The sequence below is a fragment of the Streptomyces sp. NPDC000878 genome (genome assembly GCF_053599695.1).
The window spans coordinates 19,300-38,779 of the sequence record NZ_JBSFMT010000043.1; the positions used below are offsets into that span (position 1 = coordinate 19,300).

At 69.7% G+C, this 19,480-nt stretch carries 16 protein-coding genes; 1 reads left to right on the forward strand and 15 read right to left on the reverse strand.

What is annotated here, in order from left to right; translation table 11 throughout:
- Window positions 1-12 precede the first annotated feature (12 nt).
- Window positions 13-1,560 carry a sigma-70 family RNA polymerase sigma factor gene (locus ACWDR4_RS30910; protein WP_450413397.1) on the reverse strand — a complete coding sequence of 516 codons (1,548 nt, stop codon included), beginning with the start codon at window positions 1,558-1,560 and terminating at the stop codon, window positions 13-15.
- 163 nt (window positions 1,561-1,723) lie between these two features.
- Between ACWDR4_RS30910 and ACWDR4_RS30915 the strand changes: the two genes are divergently transcribed.
- Window positions 1,724-3,223: an alginate lyase family protein gene (locus ACWDR4_RS30915; RefSeq protein ID WP_450413398.1), complete on the forward strand. Its 1,500-nt coding sequence runs from the start codon at window positions 1,724-1,726 to the stop codon at window positions 3,221-3,223.
- Window positions 3,224-3,323: 100 nt separating this feature from the next.
- Here ACWDR4_RS30915 and ACWDR4_RS30920 read toward each other — a convergent pair whose 3' ends face one another.
- The 14 genes from ACWDR4_RS30920 to ACWDR4_RS30985 form a co-directional block, all read right to left on the reverse strand.
- A complete protein-coding gene (locus ACWDR4_RS30920) occupies window positions 3,324-4,538 on the reverse strand; it encodes an amidohydrolase family protein (RefSeq protein WP_450413399.1) in 1,215 nt (404 codons plus the stop codon).
- Window positions 4,535-7,090, reverse strand: coding sequence for a glycoside hydrolase family 78 protein (locus tag ACWDR4_RS30925; protein WP_450413400.1), 2,556 nt, complete (start codon window positions 7,088-7,090; stop codon window positions 4,535-4,537). The genes ACWDR4_RS30920 and ACWDR4_RS30925 overlap by 4 nt, the downstream gene beginning before the upstream one ends.
- A complete protein-coding gene (locus ACWDR4_RS30930) occupies window positions 7,083-8,543 on the reverse strand; it encodes an ATP-binding protein (RefSeq protein WP_450413401.1) in 1,461 nt (486 codons plus the stop codon). The genes ACWDR4_RS30925 and ACWDR4_RS30930 overlap by 8 nt, the downstream gene beginning before the upstream one ends.
- 18 nt (window positions 8,544-8,561) lie before the next feature.
- Entirely contained in the window at window positions 8,562-9,179 is a 618-nt protein-coding gene (locus ACWDR4_RS30935) for a response regulator transcription factor (protein WP_450413402.1), read from the reverse strand.
- A gap of 1 nt (window position 9,180) precedes the next feature.
- Window positions 9,181-9,453: a hypothetical protein gene (locus tag ACWDR4_RS30940; RefSeq protein WP_450413403.1), complete on the reverse strand. Its 273-nt coding sequence runs from the start codon at window positions 9,451-9,453 to the stop codon at window positions 9,181-9,183.
- Entirely contained in the window at window positions 9,450-9,896 is a 447-nt protein-coding gene (locus ACWDR4_RS30945; RefSeq protein WP_450413404.1) for a nuclear transport factor 2 family protein, read from the reverse strand. Before ACWDR4_RS30945 ends, ACWDR4_RS30940 begins: the two co-directional genes overlap by 4 nt.
- Window positions 9,893-10,750: an ATP-binding cassette domain-containing protein gene (locus ACWDR4_RS30950; RefSeq protein ID WP_450413405.1), complete on the reverse strand. Its 858-nt coding sequence runs from the start codon at window positions 10,748-10,750 to the stop codon at window positions 9,893-9,895. The genes ACWDR4_RS30945 and ACWDR4_RS30950 overlap by 4 nt, the downstream gene beginning before the upstream one ends.
- Window positions 10,747-12,522: a dipeptide/oligopeptide/nickel ABC transporter permease/ATP-binding protein gene (locus ACWDR4_RS30955; RefSeq protein ID WP_450413406.1), complete on the reverse strand. Its 1,776-nt coding sequence runs from the start codon at window positions 12,520-12,522 to the stop codon at window positions 10,747-10,749. The genes ACWDR4_RS30950 and ACWDR4_RS30955 overlap by 4 nt, the downstream gene beginning before the upstream one ends.
- Entirely contained in the window at window positions 12,519-13,460 is a 942-nt protein-coding gene (locus ACWDR4_RS30960) for an ABC transporter permease (protein ID WP_450413407.1), read from the reverse strand. The genes ACWDR4_RS30955 and ACWDR4_RS30960 overlap by 4 nt, the downstream gene beginning before the upstream one ends.
- A 70-nt stretch (window positions 13,461-13,530) precedes the next feature.
- Window positions 13,531-15,039 carry an ABC transporter substrate-binding protein gene (locus ACWDR4_RS30965; protein ID WP_450413408.1) on the reverse strand — a complete coding sequence of 503 codons (1,509 nt, stop codon included), beginning with the start codon at window positions 15,037-15,039 and terminating at the stop codon, window positions 13,531-13,533.
- A gap of 102 nt (window positions 15,040-15,141) precedes the next feature.
- The gene (locus ACWDR4_RS30970; protein WP_450413409.1) at window positions 15,142-16,032 is read right to left on the reverse strand and encodes a sugar phosphate isomerase/epimerase family protein; all 891 of its coding nucleotides are present in this window, start codon (window positions 16,030-16,032) and stop codon (window positions 15,142-15,144) included.
- Between the two features lie 39 nt (window positions 16,033-16,071).
- Window positions 16,072-17,181 carry a Gfo/Idh/MocA family protein gene (locus tag ACWDR4_RS30975; protein WP_450413410.1) on the reverse strand — a complete coding sequence of 370 codons (1,110 nt, stop codon included), beginning with the start codon at window positions 17,179-17,181 and terminating at the stop codon, window positions 16,072-16,074.
- Between the two features lie 60 nt (window positions 17,182-17,241).
- Window positions 17,242-18,162: a sugar phosphate isomerase/epimerase family protein gene (locus ACWDR4_RS30980; RefSeq protein WP_450413411.1), complete on the reverse strand. Its 921-nt coding sequence runs from the start codon at window positions 18,160-18,162 to the stop codon at window positions 17,242-17,244.
- Window positions 18,159-19,262 (reverse strand): Gfo/Idh/MocA family protein, encoded by a 1,104-nt coding sequence (locus ACWDR4_RS30985; protein WP_450413412.1) that lies wholly within the window; start codon window positions 19,260-19,262, stop codon window positions 18,159-18,161. Before ACWDR4_RS30985 ends, ACWDR4_RS30980 begins: the two co-directional genes overlap by 4 nt.
- Between the last annotated feature and the right edge of the window lie 218 nt (window positions 19,263-19,480).

Consider the following 19,480-nt stretch of genomic DNA (forward strand, 5'->3'; position numbering starts at 1 on the left):
GCGGGGGCGCGATCAGGTCCAGGGCGCGACGACGGTGAAGGAACGGCTGGCGCGGAACGCGGTGGTGTTCTGGGCGGGGTCGACCCAGAGTTCGAGGTTGTCGCGGTAACGGAGGTAGCGACCGGGGTAGTTGTAGGACTCCAGGGAGACCGACCCGTCGGTGGAACCGGGCCGGGCGCAGAAGGTGGCGTCCTTCTGGAACACGGCCGATCCGTCGTTCGCGTCCAGCCGGATGCGGAAGGCGTAGTGGCGCAGGTATCTGCCCGAGGCGTCCTCGATCGAGTAGCAGTGGGAATCGGCCAGTCCGGCGACGAATCTGAAGGTGGCCTCCTGCTTCGCGGGCCCGGGACCGGTGGCGGCGACGGGACTGAGGAAGCCGAGATTGCCGACTTCACGCACATAGTGGCCGGATCGGTCGACCGATCGCAGGGAATGGCGCCCGAGAAGCGTCGAGGCGGCCGTCGATGTCGGCGTCGGGATGGCGGACGTCGTCGGGGTCGGCGGTGACGACGGGGCGGCGGACGATGCCGGGGCCTGGACCGGCGCCTGCGCCGCAGGTGGTCGTACGGGCGCGTCGGACCGCGTGTAGGCGTACAGAGCGCCGCCACCCGCCAGGGCCACCGCCCCGGCCGTCAACGTCGCCACCGGCTTGGCCGCCAACTTGCCCAGCAGGTGTGCCACTCGGCCTGCACTGTCGGAAGCGTGCGCGAACCCACCGGCCGCCGTCCCCGCCGAGGCCGAGGGCATCGACTTGGCCAGCAGCAGCCCTGCCAGGCCGATCGGCACCGGTACCAGCGCGAATCCGCCCAACAACCCCTCCGTGGGCACCAGTTCGGAGGTGGTGAACAGGCACTGCGGGCAGTCGCGGACATGGCGCGCCAGCCGCTTGCGCCACCGCGCGTTCGGCCGGCCGTCCCAAGAGGTCAGCTCCGCCTCCAGCTCCGCACAGCGCGGCGACGCTGCCAGGGCCCGCACCACGGCCCGCCCGGACTCGAGCCGCTCCTTGACCCGCTGCACCCGTACCGCGGCATGTTGCGGCGCGAGTTCGCAGGCCGCCGCGAGTTCGGCGCGGGTCAGCTCTCCGGCGGTTTCCAGCCACCACAGCGAGAGCACCTCGCGCTCCTCGTCCTCCAGCCAGCGGGTCGCCTCCACCGCCTCGCGCCGCTGTCCCGACAGGGCCAGCCGGAGAATGGCCAGATCGGCGAAGTCCGCCTCCGGGGCCGCCTCCTGGACGGTCTCCTCCGGCAGCTCCGCCTGCGGCCGGGCCTGCCGGCCGCGCCAACGGTCGCGGACCTGCCGTACGGCGATGGCGACCAGCCAGGAGCGGAACCGCTCCGGTTGCTCCAGACCCGGCAGCCCGTCCAGGGCCCGCAGCATGGTGTCCTGGACCACGTCGTCGACGTCGCTGTGCCCGTCGAGGGCCCTCCCGACGATGTTGTAGACCAACGGCAGGCAGCCCCGCACCAGGTGCTCCAGCGCCTGCGGGTCACCGGCCCGCGCCGCCACGACCACCGCGACGTCCGGCCGTTCCCGCACGTCCTGCGAGCGAACCCGTCCCACCTTGTCCCGCCCTGTCTCGTCGACGAACGCCTGATGCTGACGTTCCGAAGGATGGCAGTGTGCCAGAGGAGTTTGAAACTCCCTTCCGCGGTTCTGTTATCCGCGATCCGCCCGCACGTCTCCTGTGTGTACGCCGAATCCGACAGGAGCCAATTCAGTGTCAATGAGCCAGGACGACAGCCGACCGATGATGAGCCGTCGCAGCGTGCTGCGGATCACGGGTGCGGCCACCGTGGCGGCCGGCCTCGGGACAGCCGCTGTCGGCGCCGCCGCCTCTCCCGCGACCGCCGCTTCCGCCTTCGCACATCCGGGGATGCTGCACACGCAGGCCGACTTCGACCGTATGGCCGCGAAGGTGAAGGCGGGCACCGGGCTCTGGAAGCAGGGTTACGCCAAGCTGGCGGCCAACCCGCGCGGCCTGAGCACCTGGAAGGCGAACCCGCTCGCGACGGTGATCCGCGGCGCCGACGGCGACAACGTCACCACGCTCGCCTTCGACATCCACGCCGCCTACCAGAACGCCCTGCGCTGGAAGATCACCGGCGACACCGCCCACGCGGACGCGGCCCGCGACATCCTCAACTCCTGGTCGGCCAAGCTCACCACGCTCGACGGCAGCGCCGACCGGTTCATCGCGGCGGGCATCCACGGCTACCAGTTCGCGAACGCTGCGGAGATCATGCGCGGCTACGACGGCTTCGACCTGGCCCGGTTCAAGAAGATGATGCTGGACGTCTTCTACTCGGCGAGCAGCAGCTTCCTCGCCAAGCACAACGGCGCGTACGACTCCAACTACTGGAGCAGCTGGGACCTGTTGAGCACGGCGTGCGTACTGGCCGTCGGCATCCTCTGCGACGACCGGGCCAAGGTCGACGAGGCGGTCACGTACTTCAGGACCGGCAAGGGCATGGGCTCCGTCAAGAACGCCATCCCGTTCATCCACCCCGGTGGCCTCGGACAGATGGTGGAGGTCGGACGTGATCAGGGGCACGCCCTGCTGAGCGTGGGCCTGCTGGGCACCATCTGCGAGATGGCGTGGAACCAGGGCATCGACCTGTACGGCTACGACGACAACCGCGTCCTCAAGGGCGTCGAGTACGCCGCCAAGTGGAACCTGGGCAAGGACGTCCCCTTCACTTCATGGACCTGGCACAAGGGCGCGCCCGGCTCGTGGGAAGGGTGGGAGACGTTCACGGAGGCGTCCGAGAGCGGCCGTGGCGGGGTGCGCCCGATCTGGGAGAGCCTCTACAACCACTATGTGAACCGCCGCGGCCTGGACGCGCCGTACGTGAGCGCCATGGCCGCCAAGGTCAGGCCCGAGGGCGGCGGCGGGGACTACGGAACCGGCGGTGGCCTCGACCACCTCGGCTTCGGCACACTGGTCTTCACCAGGGACAAGACGATCGTCTCCGCCACGACACCGACACCGTCCGCGAGCGCGTCGGGGTCGGGGTCCGGGTCGGGGTCCGGCTCGGCGACGGACTCCGGCACCGCGACCCCCACCGCCGACGCCTCCGGCGGAACCCAGCCGCAGGGCGGCCGGGGCGAGGACCTCGCGGCCACCGGCGCGGGTGGCATCGCCGCCGCAGCTGCCACCGGCGTCCTCGCCATCGCGGGCGGCTTCATCGCCCTGCGCCGCAGAGGCGCCCACGGCAACAGCTGAACGCGGATCCCGTGGCACCTCGCGATGGGGTGCCACGCCCACCTTGGCGGACAGGAGGATCAGGTCTGTCCGACATCGGTCCTCGCCAACTCCGCCTTGTTCAAAGGAGGTTCTTGCGCAGCGCTCCCGCCTGGGCGACCAGGACGACATTCTCCGGCCGTCCAAGGCTGCCGATGTCGTGCAAGGGGTCGTGGTCGACAACCACGAAGTCCGCGGTCTTCCCCGCCTCCAGGGAGCCGAGTCGGTCGTCGACCCCGAGGAGCCGGGCCGCGGTGAGCGTGCCCGAGGTGATCGCGGCCAGCGGGTCCATGCCGAGTTCCACCAGGTGCGACAACTCGCTCAGATTTCGGCCGTGTCCGACGACACCGGCGTCCGTGCCGAGGGCGATCGGGACACCGCGGGCGATGGCGTGCGCGATGTTCTCCTTGGTGATGCCGGCCCAGCGGCTCTTCTTGCGGAAGTGGTAGTCGGGCATGGCCGCCTCGTCGAGTGGGGCGAAGACCGTGGCGAGGGTGGGGACGAGGACGGCTCCCCGCTCCAGGGCCAGATCGCACAGCTCGTCGGTCATTCCGTAGCCGTGCTCGATGCTGGTGACACCGGCCTGGAGGGCGTTGCGGATGCCCGCGGTGCCCTGGGCGTGCGCGGCGACCGTCTTCCCGCGATGCCGTCGGGCCTCGTCGACGACGGCCTTCAACTCGTCGGGGGTCAGCCCCTCGTCGTCGGGGTCGTCGTGCGGGCTGCCCATGCCGCCGGTGGCGCAGACCTTGATGAGGTCCGCGCCGTCGCGCAGCATACGCCGGGCCGCGATCCGTACCTCGTCGACCGTGTCGGCGATCTCAGCCAGGTGCGGGGCGGAATTCACGCCGCTGGGCAGCGAGCAGTCGGCGTGTCCGCCGGTGTGGCCGATGACCTTGACCGCGGTCTGGAGCCGGGGGCCTTCGACGAGGCCCCGTTCGACGGCGGTGCGATAGCCCGCGGGCAGACCGCCGAGGTCACGCAGCGTCGTGACACCCGCGTCGAGGGTCGTGCGCAGCCGCCGCGCGATCTCGAAGGTCTCCACCGTCGGGTCGATGGTCAGGCCCGCGGTGAGGCCGCGTCCCGGGGTCATGCACAGGTGCGTATGACAGTCGAAGAAGCCGGGGAGCAGGGTGCGTCCGCGCAGATCCACCGTCATCGCCGTCGGTGTCGGGGGTGCGGTGGCGGCCGGTCCCGCGTAGACGACGATTCCGGTGTCGTCCACGACGAGGACCGCGTCCGGTACGGGCGCGGCTCCGGTTCCGTCGATCAGAGTCGCGTGCTGGTAACGGGTGTTCATGGCATCTCCGTGAGGAAGCGGTGTTCGCCGGAGCCGACTTCGGGGCGCTCCGCCATGCCCGGCAGGTCGATCAGTGCGGTGGAGCCGGGCGGGACCATGACCGTCACGCGCAGCACGCCGTCGATGCGGGACCAGGACACGGCGGCGCGGCCGTACGGCGTTTCGTGTGTGGCGGAGGCATGGGTGAGTCCGCCGCCGGGGCGGGGGCGGACCAGCAGGCGGCGGTAGCCGGGGGCCGCGGGGGCGAGCCCGGCGACGGTGCGGTGCAGCCAGTCGGCGACGGCGCCGAGGGCGTAGTGGTTGAAGGAGGTCATCTCGCCGGGGTTGACCGTGCCGTCCGGCAGCATGCTGTCCCAGCGTTCCCAGACGGTGGTCGCGCCCATGGTGACCGGGTAGAGCCACGACGGGCAGGTCTTCGTCAGCAGCAGTCGGTACGCCGTGTCGTACTCCCCCGCGTCGCACAGCGCGTCGCAGATCAGCGGCGTACCGACGAAGCCGGTACCGATGTGGAAGCCGCCCTCGCGGACGAGTTCGGCGAGGCGACGGCCCGCCTGGGCCCGATGGGCGTCGGCGAGCAGGTCGAAGCGCAGGGCGAGGGCGTACGCGGTCTGGGCGTCGTTCGTGAGGAGGCCGTCCGGGGTGACGTACTCGTCGCGGAAGGCGGCCCGTACCGCCTCGGCCAGCTTCGTGTAGTGGGCGTGATCGTCGTCCCTGCCGAGGAGTTGGGCGGTGCGGCCGAGCAGGGAGGCCGAGTGGGCGTAGTAGGCGGTGGCGACCAGTTGTTTGTCGGTGCGGGCGTCGCCGGGTTGGTCCGGCGGGGCGGTGGGGTCGAGCCAGTCGCCGAGCTGACGGTCGGTGTTCCACAGGTGCCGGTCTCCGGCCACGGCGGTGATGCCGTCGACCCAGGCCTTCATGCTGTCGTACTGGGCAGCGAGGATGCCGAGGTCGCCGTAGCGCTCGTACATCACCCAGGGCACGACGACCGCCGCGTCGCCCCAGGCGGCGGCGCGCAGTTCGGGGAAGCGGTCAGGGAAGAAGGGCACGTACATCGGGACCCGGCCGTCCGGGTACTGCTGGGCGGCGAGGTCGGTCAGCCAGGAACGCAGCAGGCCGGAACACTCGTACAGGAAGGTCGCGGTGGGGGCGAAGATCTGCACATCGCCTGTCCAGCCGAGCCGTTCGTCGCGCTGCGGGCAGTCGGTGGGGATGTCGACGAAGTTGCCTCGCATGCCCCACACCACGTTCTCGTGCAGGCGGTTGAGCAGCGGATCGGAACAGCTGAACCAGCCGGTGCGGCGCATGTCGGTGTGCAGGACGACGGCCTGGATGTCACCTTCGCCCATGTCCCCCGGCCAGCCGGTGACTTCGGCGTAGCGGAAGCCGTGGAAGGTGAAGCGCGGCTCCCACTCCTCGCCGCCCGCATCACCGCGCAAGGTGTACGTGTCCGTGGCGCGGGCCTCGCGCAGCGGACGCACGGCGAGTTCGCCGTCCTCCAGTACCTCGGCGTGGCGCAGGGTGACGGTGTGTCCGGCCTCGCCGGTGACCCGGATGCGGAGGCGGCCGACGAGGTTCTGACCGAAGTCGAGAATCGTACGGCCGGACGGAGAGGTGAGGACGGTGACGGGAGCCAGCGTTTCGGTACGGCGTACGGGCGGGCCGTCCGGGGCGACGAGCAGTGCCAGGTCGTGGGGCAGGACCTCGACCGGACTCCACTCGGCGGGCACGCGTCGCGCGTCGTACTCCTCGCCCTCGTAGATCCCGGAGCTGAGGATCGGGCCGTGCGCGGCCCGCCATCCCGAGTCGCTGCCGAAGGTCTCGGTGGTGCCGTCGGTGTAGCGCACCTCGATCTGGACGAGGGCGGCCAGCCGGTCTCCGTAGATGTTGCGGCGTCCGCCGCCGAAGCCGATCCGGCCGCGGAACCAGCCGTCGGCCAGCAGCACGTCGACCGTGTTGCTCCCCAGGTGCAGCGCTTCGGTGATGTCGTACGTCTGGTGGCGCAGCCGCTCGGTGTAGTGGGTCCAGCCGGGGGCCAGGACGTGGTCGCCGACGCGTACGCCGTTGATCTCGGCCTCGTACAGGCCGTGGCTGGTGGCGTAGAGGCGGGCGGACGCGACGGGCGCGCGCAGTTGGAAGGTGCCGCGCAGTACGGGCGGCGGGACCTGTCGGTCGGTGGCCTCGGGCCAGGCCGGGGACACGAAGCGGGCCTGCCAGTCGGCCGGTTCGAGCAGCCCGGCCTCGACGGTCAGCGGTGCGGACCACGGGCTCGCGCCCGCGCCCTTCGGTCCCCATACCCTTACGGACAGGCCGACTTGCTGCCGCGAGCGCAGGGGGTCGCCGGGCCAGGGCACCAGGACCGAGTCCGCGGACAGGCGACGGGCTGTGTACAACTCCCGCTCACCGTCCGTGAGTCGGATCTCGTACGCCGACTGGGTCCAGCCCGGATGGGCGGTGACGGTCTGCCAGCTCAACCGGGGGCGGGGTTCGCCGATCCCGAGTGGCTCCCGGTGATGCTCGGCCCGCAGGGCGGTCACGTGGATGTCCTGGTCAGGCATGTGCTTCCTTCGAGTGGGCCTCGGCCGGCGCGAGCGGGAGAGCGAAGTGGAAGACCGCTCCCCGCGGCTGGTTCCCGGCCGCGTGGATACGGCCGCCGTGGCGGGTGATGATGCGGTGGCTCAGGGCCAGGCCGATGCCGCTGCCGTTCTCCTTCGCGGTGAAGACGCCGTCGAAGATCCGGTCGCCGGGCAGGTCGGCCGGCAGGCCCCGGCCGTGGTCACGGACGGCGAGTTCGGCGTTTCCGTCCGCCGTCCGCCGCGTGGCGATTTCGACCTTCCGCTCCCCCAGTGGCCAACTCGCCATCTCCTCAATGGCGTTGAAGGCGAGGTTCATGACGACCTGCCCGATGAGGACGTTCTCGCAGCGCACCGGGAGGGGCGCGTCGGTGAGGTCGAACTCGACGTCCACGGCGTGCTGTTGAGCCCTGACGTCGATGAAGTAGGCGCAGTCCTCGACGATCGTGTTGAGGTCGGTCAGCTGCTCGGACTGTTCCAGGCGGCCCACGTACTGCCGCAGGCTGCCCAGGATGCGCCTGGCCCGCTCGATCTGCCGTACGGCGTTGTCCAGCCCCCAGGCGACGGACTCGTCACCGGCGGCGAGCCGGCCGCGGGCTCCCTCCACGAAGTTGTACGCGGCGGCGAGCGGCTGGCTCACCTCGTGCGCGATCGCCATCGCCATGTCGCCCATGGCGTTGTAGCGGGCGAGGTGGTTGAGGTGCTGGGTGTCCCGGCGGTGTTCCTCCTCGGCGCGCACCCGGTCGGTGATGTCGTAGAAGAGCACGAGCCGGCCACGCAGATCGCTCTCGATGTCGATGTGCTGGCAGGTGGCCGCGTACCAGCGGGCCTCGCCGCCGGGGGCGCCGAGGCGGTAGCGGCCCTCGCTCTCGGGGACGGCACCGTCGCGGCAGTAGTCCGCGAAGTCGGCACCGTGCAGGGCCGGTACGTCGACGCCGAGCAGTTTGGCGGCGGACTCGCTCGCGAACACCACACCGCCGTCGTCGTCGAGGACGACGATGCCCTCGGCCAGGTTGCCGAGGAAGGTGCGCAGTCGCCCCTCGGTGCGGAACAGATCGCGGCGGACGGCCTTCTCCTCGGCGATGTCGCGGAACTGGACCATCACGACAGGGCGTGACGGCAGGTCCACGCGGATCGCGATGGCCTCGGTCAGGATCTCCTCGCCGCTCTTGGAGCGGTAACACCACTCGGTGGCGCTGACCCCGTCCTCGACCGCCTGCCCGAGCCAGCGGTGCCCCAGTTCCCGGCTGTACTGGCGGGCGTTCTTGCTCATGTCGGGGGCCTTGAGCGGCTTCAGTTCGTCGACGGTCCACTCCAGGAGGTCGCAGGCCGCCTGGTTCGCCCAGAGGATGTCGTACGTCCTCGCGTCGTGGAGGAGCACGCAGTACTTCAAGGCCTGTGTCAGGGCCCGGAAGTCGGCCGGTTCGAGATCGTTCATACGGCCTTGCCCTCGCTCTCATCGGGCGGCCGGGAGCCGCAGTCCCAGCCGGAGTACGTCGCGGACCAGCGTCGCGATGCTCTCCGCGCCGGTCTTCTCCCGGATGCGGGTGCGGTGTACGTCGACGGTCTTCGTGCTGATGCCGAGCCGCCCGGCGATCTGCTTGCTGGGCACGCTGTCCACCACCAGGTGCAGCACCTCGCGTTCGCGGGCGGTCAGGGTGTCCAACCGCCCCAGCAGATCGCGCCGTTGGGCCAGTTCGTCGAAGCGTTCCCGCGCCGTCCGCTGCGCCGCCTGCACGACGTCGAGCATGTGCTGGGGGTCGTAGGGCTTCTCCAGGAAGTCGACAGCCCCGTTCTGCAGGGCCCGTACCGACATCCGGATGTCCCCGTGCGCCGAGACGAAGACGACGGGCAGCGCCGCCCCCGCCTCGTTCAGCATCTCCTGGACGCCGAATCCGCTGATCTCCGGCATCCGTACATCGAGGACCAGACAGGCCGGCCGGTCCCGGTCGTAGGACCGCAGGAAGGCCCGGGCGTCGGAGAAGCACTGCGAACGGATGCCCACCGACTCCAGGAGCCAGGCCAGCGAGGTGCACAACTCCTCGTCGTCGTCCAGGATGTAGACGAGGCACATCTCAATCGCCCCAGGCAGCCTGGGCGATCCAGTACTCGCTGCCGTCGGCGCTGACGCCACGCTTCCACTCGCTGGTGCGTCGCAGGGCGGGTTCGACCCGAGCGGTCGCCGCGTCGGCGCCGTCCGGGCCGTCCTGATCGACCTGCCAGTGGACCCAGTTGACCTCCTGGCCGGCGCTGTCGTGCACGAACAGGTCGACGTGGTGCCAACCGTACTGGTGGGTGTCGGCGTAGCAGGTCAGGAACATCGTCCGGTCGTGGGTGTCCGCGCTCATCGCTCTCCCGTCAACGGTGCGCTGAAAAGCCGTTCCGTGCGGAAGGCCGAGATACGGGGACGGTCCGGGCCGATCCGGAAGGTCACGTCGAGCTTGGCGACCATGATTTCGGAGAAACCCGACTCGTAGCGCGAGAGCTGTTGCATCGACCAATTCCCTTGGGCGGTACCGCCCTTGACGTAGACCACACCAGGGAAGAGCAGGTGCACATTCGTACGGAAGTGCGGGGTGGGCGGCAGATAGGCCGACAGCATCTCGACGATCGCCTCACGGCCCTCGGTGCGCCCGAACTTCTCGGCGTACTCGCTGCCGCCGCCCTCCCAAATCGCGTCCTCGGTGAAGAGGTCCCCCAACTCACCTTCCGTACGCACCGGAACGTCGCAGAGGGCGAGGTAGCGGGTCAGGGTGTCCACGACCAGCCTCTCGCTCGACCCCTCGCTCATGACGCGTCCCGTTCCCGCGCCAACCGCAGCCGCTCCGCCCGGCGTTGCGCCTGCCGCTCAGGGTCGGGCACCGGCGCGGCGAGCAACAGCCGTTTGGTATAGGGGTGTTCGGGGTGCTCGGTGATCTGGGCGGCGTCGCCCGTCTCCACGACGTCGCCGCGGTACAGCACGGCCACCCGGTGGCTGATGTGCCGTACGACGGAGAGGTCGTGCGTGACGAACAGATACGCCACCCCCGTGGCCTCCTGGATCTCGATGAACAGGTCGAGCACCCGTGCCTGTGTGGACAGGTCCAGGGCGCTGACCGGCTCGTCGCACACGATCAGTTTGGGATCCCGGCACAGGGCGCGCGCGATGGCGATCCGCTGCCGCTGACCGCCGGAGAATTCGCGCGGCAGCCGCTGCGCCGCGTCATGCGGGAGGTACACCTGGTCGAGCAGGGTCTGGACGCGGCGTTCCGCGTCGGTGCGCGAGACGCCGGTCACGAGCATCGGTTCGGTGAGGATGTCCATGACGGTCATGGCCGGGTTCAGCGAGGTGAACGGGTCCTGGAAGACGACCTGGATGTCCTTGCTCAGCGCCCGCCGCTCCCGTTTGCCGAGCCCCGAGACCGGCTTTCCGTCGTAGCGGATCGCACCACTGGTGACGGGAGCCAGGCCGAGGACCGCGCGGCCCAGGGTCGTCTTGCCGGAGCCGGACTCGCCGACCAGGCCGAGTGTCTCGCCGGGTGCGATCGACAGGGACACTCCGTGCAGGACGCGGAAGGGCTGCGCGCGGCGGCCCTTGCCCGGGTACTCCACGACGACGTCTTCGAGTTCGAGCAGCGGGGTCGGGGCCGCGGGGCGAGCGGTCATGACGTCACCTCCTTCAAGGGGGCGCCCAGAGCGGCGCGCGCCGGGCCGCCTTCGAGCGTGGAATCGAGGAGCATCCGCGTATACGCGTGCTCGGGCGACGCGAAGATCTTCTCGACGGGTGCCGTCTCGACGATGCGCCCGCTCTGCATGACGGCGACCCGGTCGCAGATGTCGGCGACGACGCCGAAGTCGTGGGTCACGAGGATCATGCCCATCTCGCGTTCCTGTTGGAGGGAGCGCATGAGGTCGAGCACCTCGGCCTGGACGGTGACGTCGAGTGCGGTGGTCGGCTCGTCGGCGATCAGCAGTTGCGGATCGCAGGACACGGCGCCCGCGATCAGTACGCGCTGGGCCATGCCTCCCGAGACCTGGTGCGGGTACGACTTGAACACCCGCTCCGGGTCCGGGATGCCGACGCGCGCCAGCAGCTCCAGCGCCCTGGCGCGGGCTTCGCCCCTGGAGATCCCCAGATGCTTGCGCATGGGTTCGACGAGCTGGGAGCCGATACGGAAGCAGGGGTCGAGGTTGGACATGGGCTCCTGCGGTACGTATCCGATACCGCGGCCGCGCAGGGCGTTGAGTGCGGCCCGGCTCACGCCGAGCAACTCCTTGCCGGTGAAGGCCATCTGATCCGCCGTCACCTCGGCCTCGTTCGGCAGCAGTCCGAGGACGGCGAACGCCGTCTGGCTCTTCCCGGAGCCGGACTCCCCCACCAGGCCCAGGACTTCACCGCGCTCCACGGTGAGGCTGACTCCGTCGACGACGATCTTGTCGCCGCCGGAGCCATCGGAACCACCGGAGCCGCCGGGCCTCGGGTAGCTGATGCGGAGGCCTTCAACGGTCAGCAGACGATCGGACGGCGACGGCACCCCGGCAGCGGACTTCCTGGGCGCCGGACGACGGCGGCGGACCACCCGGGTCTCGGTCGTCCCCAGTGCGTCGCGCACCGCGTTGCCGAGCAGGCTGGCCGCCAGGATGGTCACGCCCATCGCGAGGCCCGGCCACACCAGCAGCGTCGGTGTGGTGTAGACGTTGGTGAAGCCGTCGTTGAGCATCGCGCCCCAGCTTGCCTGGGACGACTTTCCCAGACCGAGGAAGGACAGACCGGCCTGGATGCCGATCGCCACCGCGAAAAGCTGCGTCGCCTGGATGACCGAGGGCGCGATGACCACCGGCAGGATGTGCCGCCGCATGATGCGGGGGTCGCCGAGGCCGGAGACCCGCGCGGCGTCGACGTAGAGCTCCTCGCGCACCGAGACCACCGAGGCGCGGATCAGGCGGAAGACCATCGGCGCCATGATGACGCCCAGGACGACCATCGCGACGTTGAGATCCTGGGAGACGGCCGCCATCACCACCAGCATCACGATGATGGCGGGCACGGCCATGATCACGTTGATGAGCCAGCCGGCGACCGCGTCGAACCAGCCCCGGTAGAAGCCGCTGACCAGGCCGAGCGGTCCGCCGACCAGGAAGGCGACCAGGGCCGCGAGCGTGCCGCCGAGCAGGCTGGTCCGGCCGCCGTACAGCAGCCGTGACAGCACGTCCCGGCCGACGCCGTCGCCGCCGAGCGGGTGGGTGCCCGACATCGGTGCGAGGGTGTCCGACAGAACGCTGTGGTCCGGTGCGTAGTCGGTGAGCAGGGGGGCGGCGAGGCTCGCGAGGATCACCAGCGCCAGAACCACGAGGCAGCCGACGGCAACCGGGTCGCGCAGGGTCCGGCGCAGGAGGCGGTCCCGTTTCGGGATCGCCGCGGTCTCCGGGACGGTCATGAGACACGCACCTTCGGGTTGAGCCAGCCGTACGCGATGTCCAGCAGCAGGTTGACGGCGACGACGACGGCCACGGTCACCACGACCGTACCGAGCAGGACGGGCGCGTCTCCTCGGACGGCCGCCGAGTTGGCGAGGGTGCCGATGCCCGGCAGTCCGAACACCTTTTCCACGACGACCGCGCCGCCGATCAGGCCGATGAACTGGAGGGCGAGCACGGTCAGGGCAGGTGGGGCGGCGTTCCGCAGCGCGTGCCGGTACACAACACTGCGGGTGCTGAGTCCCCGGCTGCGCAACGTGCGGACGAAGTCGGCCCGCAGGACGTCGATCAGTGCCCCGCGCACCTGCATCGCCGTGGCCGCCGTGGCCGCGACCGCCAGGGCCACGGCGGGCAGGATGACCGATTGGAGCCATCCCGTGGCGGACGTGCCGAGAGCGACATATCCCGTGGCCGGCAGCAGTCCGAGCTGGACCGCCATGACGACCGCGAGGACCAGGGCGATCAGGAAACTGGGGATCGCGGTGCCGAGCACCGCGGCGAACTGCACGACGCGGTCCACCCAGCCGCCGCGCAGCGCTGCCACGGTCCCCAGCACGATGCTGAGGACCAGGGCGATCAGCATGCCGACGAGGACGATGGAGAGCGTGACAGGAAGGGTGTTCACCAGGGACTGGTTCACCGAGTCGCCGGTGAACCAGGACTGGCCCAGATCGCCGTGCACGGCCCGGTCGATCCAGTGCCCGTACCTGACCACCAAGGGGTCGTCGAGGCCGAGTTCACGGGCCTTGGCGGACACCTGGGACGGCGAGGCGGTCTCGCCGAGAATATTGCGGGCCACGTCGGCGCCGGTCAGGCTGAGCAGCAGGAACGTCGCGGTGGCCACGACGACCACCAGGACGACACCGGCAGCGATGCGCCGGAACAAGAAGACAAGCACGGTCAGTTCCTCCTTCCGCGTGTCGTAGCGGCCTCGCCGCTATCGTCCGCGTGTCGCAGCGGCCTTGCCGCTAGCTCGTGGCCGGCGCGAAGTTGTAGATCGGCGGGAAGTTGATGCCGGGCTGCGGTGTCACCTTCACGCCCTTGGCGGTCGCGTAGGCGTTCACCGTGGGGGTCCAAGGGGCGTTCCACGCCTGGTCGACGACGTAGGTGTTGAGCTCCTTGAACAGCGCGGTGCGCTCGGCTCCGGTCGCCTTCGAGATCTGGGAGATCAGGTCGTCGGCCTTGGGATCGTTGTACTTGAAGGGGTTCCAGGTCGCGTTCTTGGTCAGCTCCAGCTGGACCTTGTCCCACGAGGTCGGGGCACCCAGCTTGAAGTAGGACAGGGCGTACTTGCCGGAGAGCATGCTGCTGAAGATCTGGTCGCTCGGCAGGTTGTCCAGCTTCACCTTGATACCGATGTCCTTGAGGGACTGGGTGAGGGCCGCCTGCTCCTGCGGGAAGAGGGCGGACAGGTCCGGCATGGTGACCGAGAAGCCGTTCGGGTAGCCGGCCTCGGCAAGGAGCTTCTTGGCCTTCGTCGGGTCATAGGAGTACTTGGAGTTCAGCGAGGCGTCGTAGCCCTCCTCCCACGGGGCGAACAGCTGCGTGGTGGGCTCGCCGAGTCCGGTCTTGGCCGTCTTGATGATGGCCTGCTTGTCGAAGGCGTGGTTGAGCGCCTGCCGGACCTTGAGCTTGCCGAGCGCGGGGACGATCTTGCCGGCCCGGTCCCAGATGAACAGGCCCTCGATGTCGCCGGGTTGATAGGTGACGACGTTCAGGCCGCGGTCCTTGACGGTCTTGACGCGGCTGAGGCTGAGCGAGGCGCCGTCGAGCTGGCCCGAGAGCAGGGCGTTGGTACGGGCCGTCGGGTCGGCCAGGTACTTGATGACGATCTTGTCGTACGGGAAGGCCTTCGCGTTCCAGTAGCCCGAGGTGCGCGTGTAGGTGTACGTCTGCCCGGCCGTGGTCGCCGAGGTGTCCAGCTGGTACGGGCCGGAGCCGACGGGAGCCTTCGGGTTCTCCAGTGACTTGGGGCTGGCGATCATGCCGGAGACCTGGCCCAGGGCCGGGAGCAGGGCGGCGGTGGGGTGGCTCAACTTGATGGCGACGGTCTGGGCGTCCACGGCGTCCACGCTCGAAATGTCCTGGATCTCGCCGGCAGCCGTGCCCGTACCGCTCTTGGTGTGCATGAGGTTCTGCTTGACGGCCTGCGCGTCGAGCGGTGTGCCGTCGGTGAACTTCACACCGCTGCGCAGCTTCAGCGTCAGGGTGGTCTCGGCCTTGTCGTACGTCCACGAAGTGGCGAGGTTCGGGGTGGGCTCGTTCTTCGTGTTCAGCCGGATCAGCGTGTCGTAGACCGGCTGGTAGTACTGGGCCTCGGGGCCCATGCTGGCCTTCGCGAGGTCCCACGGTGTGGCCGTGACCGACTCGGAGATGGTCAGTGTCTTGTCGGCGGCACCGGTCGAGCCGGTGCCGCCGCAGGCTGCGGTCGTGATGGTCAGGAATCCGGCGCCGATGAACGCCGCTGTCTTGCGCATGATCTCTCCATCTGTTCCATTACCACTGTCTCCTCGGCTCCCCGCGGTCGTCCCGCTCCCCGGGTGTGAACAACCAGTCATTCGACGTTCCGAGCCTGTAGATCACTGCACGTACTTGGCGGCCCACTCCCCGCACTTGCGGACGCTCCCCTCCGGCGTCGGCTGGGCCCCGCGGTCCACTTCGATGATCAGCCAGCCGTCGAAGCCGTCCGGGAGCGCGTCGACGAAGCCTTCGATGTCGGCGTTTCCGTGGCCCGGCTCCGACCACAGGCCGGCCTTCACCGTCTTGCGGTAGTCCCAGCCCGCCTCCCTCGCCCGTGCGGCAAGGCCGAGGTCGAGGTCCTTGATGTGGACGCTCGCCACGCGGTCCGCATAGTCGCGGACGAGCTGCGCGGCGTCGGCGCCCGCCCAGGCCAGATGGCCCATGTCGGGACCGAACCCGAGGACCGAGGCGTCGACGGTGTCGAGAATGAAGCGGGTCTCCTCCTCCGTCTCGGCCCAGGTGCCCACGTGCGGGTGGAAGGCGGGGGTGATCCCCTGGGCGCGGATGATCCCGGCCGTCTCCGCCAGCAGGTCCCGCACGCGTTCCAGCCGGTCCTGGTCGGCGTCCTGGCCGACCGCCGGCCGGGCCACGCGTACCGCGTCCTTGGCCATCCCCATGGCGAGGAACACCGTGGGCACGCCGAGTTCCGCGTGCTGTTCGGCGACCCGCGCGGCGGTGTCCCGGTACTGCTGCCGCTCGGCCTCGTCCTCGGTGAGCCGTACGGGAACGTAACCGGGCGCGGCGCTGAGTCCGTACTCGGCCAGCAGCGCGGCGTACGTCGCGGCCGTCAGGTCGCCGGGGACGTCGCTGTGCACGGCGGTGATGCCCGCGTCGCGGATGACCTCAAGCCGGTTCTCCAGCGACGGCGCAAGGGTGGGATCGATCCAGCCTTCGGGGCTCGCGACCCACTGCAGGGGGTTGATCGCGAGACGGTCCTGCCTGATCTTCATGTTCTCGGGTCCTTTCAGACTGTGGAGCGCGGCTCGGGATCAGTGGGCGTAGCGGGGTTCGGGGCGCTCGCAGCTGCTCTCCAGTGCGACGACCCGGTTCTCCTGCTGCGCGATCTCGAAGCTCGCGAGGACTTCCAGGGTGTGGAAGGCGAACTGGGCGTTCGCGCGGTGCGGCTCGCCGGCGAGCGCACCGACGAGATCCTGTACTCCCAGGCCCCGGCGGTGCTGCTCGGGTGTGCCCACGGCGCCGAACAGCTCGGTCACCGGAGTGAGCACCTCCCAGTCGCTGTCCTGGTGGCGCTTGATCCGTACGTCGCCGTCGAAGAAGTTGGGGTTCGGCAGGGCGAGGGTGCCCTCCGTGCCGTAGATCTCGATCCGTGGCAGTTCGGTGTCCCAGACGTCGAAGCTCATCAGGACGGTGCCGATGGCTCCGGAGGCGAAGGTCAGCACGGCGGAGGCGTGGGTGGGCACCTCGACGGTGATCTCGTCGACCACGCGGTCGGGGCTCGTGACCTTGCGGGTCTTCGCGCCGATACGGGTGGCCCCGGAGAGCGAGCTCACCGGGCCGAGGCAGTTGATCAGGGCTGCCAGGTAGTAGGGCCCCATGTCGAACACGGGCCCGGCGCCCGGCTGGAAGAAGGAACGTGGGTCAGGGTGCCAGGTCTCGGCGCGGCTGGAGCGTACGAAGGCGGTGGTACCGACGACCTCGCCGATCAGCCCGGCGTCGATCGCGTGCCGTGCGGTCTGTACGGCGCTGCCCAGGAAGGTGTCCGGAGCCGAACCCAGCAGCCGGCCGGTGCGCGCCGCGGCTTCGAGGATGCTCCGGCCCTCCTCGACGGTGACGGCGAGGGGCTTCTCCGCGTAGACGTGCTTTCCGGCCTCCAGCGCGGCGATGGTGGTCTTCGCGTGGAACTGCGGGGGCGTGATGTTGATGATGATCTCGACGCTGTCGTCGGCGACGAGTTCGGTGTCGTCCCCCCATTCCGGGATGCCGAATTCGGCGGCGGCCTGCTTGGCGCGGGCCGGGTCGATATCGGCGACGCGGACCACTTCCAGCTCCGGGAAATTACGCAGGCCTTCGACGTATCGGCCGAATATGTTGCCCGCGCCCAGAATCCCGATGCGGTGCCGCGTGTTCTCCTGAGCCATGAATCTCCTGCGCTTTCTTGTCAGTTGGGGGGCGTGTCGGTCGAGTGGGGGGCACGGCCGTCAGGCCACGATCAGTGGCCGTAGCGTGCGGTGGGCGATCTCCAGCCCCGTCTTGACCTTCTCCTCGGTACCGCTCCACACCGGGTCCTCGTGCTCGACCGAGAGCGTCCCGGTGAAGCCGTTCTCGTACAGGGCGTCCACGACGGCGTTCCAGTCGACCTGGCCGCGGCCCGGGACGCGGTAGCGCCACCAGCCGTTGTCCCAGGGGTCGTCGCGCTCGACCGCCTTGCCGAAGACGCCGTAGCGGTCGATCGCGCCGGGCAGGATCTCGGCGTCCTTGGCCTGGGCGTGGACGATCCGGTCGGCGTACGGTGCGATGGTCTTCACCGGGTCGACGCCGATCCAAGTCAGGTGCGACGGATCCCAGTTGAGGTAGAGCCCGAGGGAGAACATCCACTCCCACAGCTCGGGCGAGTAGGCGAGGTTGCCCGGGTAACCGTCCGGGTGCCAGCCCTCCATCACACAGTTCTCGATGATGATGCGCACGTCGCGTTCGCCCGCGTACTCGACGAGTTCGGGGAAGATCTTCTCCGCCTCGCGGAGGTTGTGCGCCACGGGCTGGGTCCAGTCACGGCCGACGAAGGTGCCGACGTACGGAACGTCGAGGGCGGCCGCGGTGTCGATGACCTTCTTGAGGTGGGTGCGGATCTCTTCACGGCGCCCGGCGTCGGGGTGGAGGTTGTTCTCGTAGTAGGCGAGCGCCGAGAGCTGGAGGCGGTGGCGCTGGAACAACTCCCTTGTCTCGTCCGCCTGTTGGGCTCCGAAGTCGGCCACCGGCAGGTGTGCGGCTTCGAAGTCACGGCCGCCGGTGACGGGCCAGGCGGCGACCTCCAGAGCCTCGTATCCGGCCTCGCTCGCCCAAGCGGCGATCTGCGTCAGGGAGAGGTTCGGGAGACAGGCTGTGAGCATGCCGAGTTTCATACGGGGGCCTCCTGGCTCTCGTGGGTGAGGACGGGGCCCTCGACGCCGGTCCATGCGAGGGAGCCGGCCGACCGCAGCACGGCTTCGACGAGCCGTGCCGAGCGCAGTCCGTCCGCGCCGGTGGGCAGGCCTTCGGGTGTGCCGCCCTCGATCGCCGTATAGGCGTCGGTGACAAAGGAGTTGAAGCAGTCGGCGTAGCCCTGGGCGTGTCCGGCGGGCAGCCGGGAGAGCCGCCGCTGCTCGGCCGAGCCGTGCTGTGGATCGCGCACGAGAATCCGTGCGCCGTCCTGGGCGCCCAGCCAGGCGGTCTCGGGGTTCTCCTGGTCGAAGACCGCGCTGCCGTCCGCACCGTCGAGCTCGAACCACAGCCGGTTCTTGCGGCCCGCCGAGACCTGGGAGACCGTCAGCGTGCCGAGGACACCGTCTTCGGTGCGCAGCAGCACGGCGGCCACGTCCTCGGTGGGCCGGTTCGCGAACGTGGTGCCGATGCGAGCCGTCAGTTCGGTGAAGCGGACTCCGGCGACCCACTCCACGAGATCGCACCAGTGGGATCCGATGTCGGCGAAGGCCCGCGAGGGTCCGCCCTCGGCCGGGTCCACCCGCCAGGACGTCGCGTCCTCGGCCAGCAGCCAGTCCTGGAGGTAGCTGCCGTGGATGAGCTGCCACGCCCCGAACTCACCGCGCAGGCGGCGGTCGCGGATCTCCCGTACGAGGGGGTGATAGCGGTAGACGAAGGGGACGGCCAGCAACAGCCCGGCGCGCTCGGCGAGTTGGGTCAGCAGCTCGGCGTCGGCGGCGGACGTGGCCAGCGGCTTCTCGCAGATCACGTGCTTGCCGGCGCGCAGGGCCACCTCGGCCTGCCGGACGTGCAGGGCGTTGGGCGTGCAGAGGTGCACCACCGTGACGCTCTCGTCGGCGAGCACCGCGTCGAAGTCCGGATACCGAGCGGGTATGTCCCACTCCTTGGCGACCTGTGCGCCGCGCTCGGGAGTCGATGCCACCGCTCCGGCGAGGACGCCCCCGGCCGAGCGGATCGCCGCGGCGTGCACCGCGCCGATCATTCCGGTCCCGACCACGACCGCCCGCAGGGAACCACTCACCGGTGCACCTCCGCCGTCTTCCGACCGACCGCGGCCTGAACGCCGCGTTGCGCATCACCATCGTTTAGTTCGCTGGAAAAGCACAAGAGGCCCTATTTAATTTTCTCCAAGGCCTAAAATCGGTCAAATCCCGGGTCCATGCCGAAACGATCTCGTCATGATCCAGACATCCTTGGCCTGAACACCTTGTTGACGGGCGGAAGGTGACGTCATTAAGG

Coding starts and splice junctions, on each gene's coding strand:
- ACWDR4_RS30980 (WP_450413411.1), bottom strand. CDS start 18,162: ATGAAACTCGGCATGCTCACAGCCTGTCTCCCGAACCTCTCCCTGACG.
- ACWDR4_RS30925 (WP_450413400.1), bottom strand. CDS start 7,090: ATGCCTGACCAGGACATCCACGTGACCGCCCTGCGGGCCGAGCATCAC.
- ACWDR4_RS30920 (WP_450413399.1), bottom strand. CDS start 4,538: ATGAACACCCGTTACCAGCACGCGACTCTGATCGACGGAACCGGAGCC.
- ACWDR4_RS30950 (WP_450413405.1), bottom strand. CDS start 10,750: ATGACCGCTCGCCCCGCGGCCCCGACCCCGCTGCTCGAACTCGAAGAC.
- ACWDR4_RS30975 (WP_450413410.1), bottom strand. CDS start 17,181: ATGGCTCAGGAGAACACGCGGCACCGCATCGGGATTCTGGGCGCGGGC.
- ACWDR4_RS30935 (WP_450413402.1), bottom strand. CDS start 9,179: ATGTGCCTCGTCTACATCCTGGACGACGACGAGGAGTTGTGCACCTCG.
- ACWDR4_RS30970 (WP_450413409.1), bottom strand. CDS start 16,032: ATGAAGATCAGGCAGGACCGTCTCGCGATCAACCCCCTGCAGTGGGTC.
- ACWDR4_RS30930 (WP_450413401.1), bottom strand. CDS start 8,543: ATGAACGATCTCGAACCGGCCGACTTCCGGGCCCTGACACAGGCCTTG.
- ACWDR4_RS30940 (WP_450413403.1), bottom strand. CDS start 9,453: ATGAGCGCGGACACCCACGACCGGACGATGTTCCTGACCTGCTACGCC.
- ACWDR4_RS30955 (WP_450413406.1), bottom strand. CDS start 12,522: ATGACCGTCCCGGAGACCGCGGCGATCCCGAAACGGGACCGCCTCCTG.
- ACWDR4_RS30915 (WP_450413398.1), top strand. CDS start 1,724: ATGAGCCAGGACGACAGCCGACCGATGATGAGCCGTCGCAGCGTGCTG.
- ACWDR4_RS30945 (WP_450413404.1), bottom strand. CDS start 9,896: ATGAGCGAGGGGTCGAGCGAGAGGCTGGTCGTGGACACCCTGACCCGC.
- ACWDR4_RS30965 (WP_450413408.1), bottom strand. CDS start 15,039: ATGCGCAAGACAGCGGCGTTCATCGGCGCCGGATTCCTGACCATCACG.